The organism is Marinobacter sp. DSM 26671 (genome assembly GCF_900112835.1).
Classification (GTDB): domain Bacteria; phylum Pseudomonadota; class Gammaproteobacteria; order Pseudomonadales; family Oleiphilaceae; genus Marinobacter; species Marinobacter flavimaris.
In genome coordinates this window covers 1-1,992 of sequence record NZ_FONF01000061.1, presented here as the reverse complement: position 1 = coordinate 1,992, position 1,992 = coordinate 1, and the positions used below count along the sequence as shown (strand labels likewise).

Genomic DNA, 1,992 nt, shown 5'->3' with positions numbered 1-1,992 from the left:
TGGCAGCTTTGCCGTGGAATCAGTGGCAGCTTTCGCGTGGAATGGGTGGCAGGCTTCGTCTGGAATCAGTGGCAACTTTGGTCTGGAATACGCAAACTCCGTCAACCTCCGGCAAAACCACCACGACCCGCCCATCGACATTCAAAGCCTGACCCTCACCCAGAGAAATCAGCCAGGGCCAGCCCCACCGAGTATGGCCGAACACGGTGAGCCCTTGAAATCCGGTTTCGAGCGACAGCGCTACCCCAGGATCACCCCGTCGATTCGCCCGTTCCGGGTCGGTTGGGCCTTGATGGAGCAGAAGGATCTCAGGGGCTTGATCGGTTACCGATTCCAGTGCGGCCAGAAAATCGTCCTCGGTTCGCCGTTGATTGCGATTCGGATTGCCCACGATACCGCTGACGCCACCGACGTTCAGGTTGCCCAAAACCCTAACCACCCCGCCATCCAGAAGGGTGGTGTTATCTGGAAGCGCTTCGGGATGATCCATCTGGTCGTGGTTCCCCAGGACGCCGACAACTTCGGGCGTGACCTCAGAAAACGCCTGGAACACCTCATCTACCGTTCCAGTACCGCCCCTTTTGTGGCAGTCGGGATAGTCGTACAGGTCGCCGCAAAGAAACACCGCGTCGGGAGCCGGAATGACACCTTCCCGAGACAATGCCGAAAGTGCCTCAGCCACAGGCACGCCGAGCAGCCGATTCTGACTGCCGGCTTCTCGCCCCTGGAGATCAGAGGTCAGCACAAGACTCTTCACATGACTCGGAAGGCCGGTGGCATAGGCTCGATAAAACGGCAGGCGATTATGCAGAGGCACACCGGCAGAGCCGCTGGTGCGGTGCGGCAAGGTGAAAAAGGGGTTCAGGTCGATCCGGGTGATCCTTAGCATGGAAGGCCTCTCGAGCTGGCTCCGTATTTCCTACCGCTCAAGCAAAAAAGGTGACCAAACTGACCGCCCAAAATCTTGGTCGACGGGGGCTGGTCACCCCGCCCGCTTTGCATCAAAGTAGCGTCGAGTTTCCATGAGGTGCTTCATGGAGCCTTGCGCCATAAAGTCCAGGGCTGACGCTCCAAGGTAGGGAGGCTCACTGGTTTCCAGGCGAATCCGACGATTGGCGCGTTCGGCCGTTGGATACATAACCCTCAGGGATTCGTAGATGCCCAGGATGTAGCTGATGCGCTCCAGGGTATCCCGCGAGAGCTTTACGTGTGGCAGCTTCTGATACTTGGCCAGCGTGCTCCGGGATACACCGCCGAGCATCTGCATCATCTCTTCCTGGGTGCAGTCCCACTCGCGACAGATACCAAAGAATCCCTTGAGAGCCACATGCCCTTTGGCCTTTTCATTATCGATAGCCATTATTCTCGTCCTTTCTTGGGCTGCTCTCGATCCTCCATAAAGTCGTCACTAACGCCTTCAGAGTCGAACCACTCGTCCCAAACCGGATCAGTTGGTCGCTCGTAGGCTTTGACTGTCCCCTTTAGGCGTTCCAGAGGTGTAAGCTCCTGAGGGAGCGGCTCGGCCAGCTCGTCAGCATGGGCCGTGTGGGCATCTAGGCCGTCCAGGAGTTCTTTTTCGGTTGGGCGTTTGGTTTTCATGGCACACTCTCCGCAATCACAAGCAGGCCAACTCCGGGGCAGTGGGCTGCAGATAGTATGACTTTACCACCCGAACGAAGCGAGCTACATAGCCGCACTCGCCCAATGGGGGCAGCCATTCGTCGGGGCCTTTGGCTCCCTTGCTCAGGCTCGCCTTGACCGGCAAAAGATTAACCGGATCATTGGCGATGGACCGGCGCTTCTGGCCAAGCCATTCTCTGGCTCCGCGATCCCAAACCCAGGCCAGCGGCACAACATGTTTTGTGCCCTCAAGGAACAAGCTTTTGGTACACGGTATGGTCGCAAAGCGGACATTCGAGTAAGACGAATAGCGCTTGCAGTATGCGCGCCCATGGAATGGAACCGAAGGCGCAATGAAATGGGCTTCGTCGC

Annotated in this window: 4 protein-coding genes; all 4 read right to left on the bottom strand. The window is 57.8% G+C overall.

Annotated features, from left to right (window positions below):
* Positions 1-19: 19 nt before the first annotated feature.
* On the bottom strand, positions 20-889 hold the full coding sequence (locus tag BM035_RS22115; protein ID WP_139216101.1) for a metallophosphoesterase family protein: 870 nt from the start codon (positions 887-889) through the stop codon (positions 20-22).
* A 93-nt stretch (positions 890-982) separates the two neighbouring features.
* Complete coding sequence (locus BM035_RS22110; protein ID WP_092034452.1) at positions 983-1,360, bottom strand: antitoxin Xre-like helix-turn-helix domain-containing protein; 378 nt, start codon at positions 1,358-1,360, stop codon at positions 983-985.
* Positions 1,360-1,599, bottom strand: coding sequence for a hypothetical protein (locus BM035_RS22105; protein WP_008170035.1), 240 nt, complete (start codon positions 1,597-1,599; stop codon positions 1,360-1,362). Before BM035_RS22105 ends, BM035_RS22110 begins: the two co-directional genes overlap by 1 nt.
* Positions 1,600-1,615: 16 nt before the next feature.
* Positions 1,616-1,992, bottom strand: a 377-nt coding sequence (locus tag BM035_RS22100) for a GmrSD restriction endonuclease domain-containing protein (protein ID WP_254775567.1), incomplete at its 5' end; no start/stop codon positions are given.

What these genes read in the sequence shown, in the direction of transcription:
- BM035_RS22115 (WP_139216101.1), bottom strand. Translation starts at nt 889, where the DNA reads ATGCTAAGGATCACCCGGATCGACCTGAACCCCTTTTTCACCTTGCCG.
- BM035_RS22105 (WP_008170035.1), bottom strand. Translation starts at nt 1,599, where the DNA reads ATGAAAACCAAACGCCCAACCGAAAAAGAACTCCTGGACGGCCTAGAT.
- BM035_RS22110 (WP_092034452.1), bottom strand. Translation starts at nt 1,360, where the DNA reads ATGGCTATCGATAATGAAAAGGCCAAAGGGCATGTGGCTCTCAAGGGA.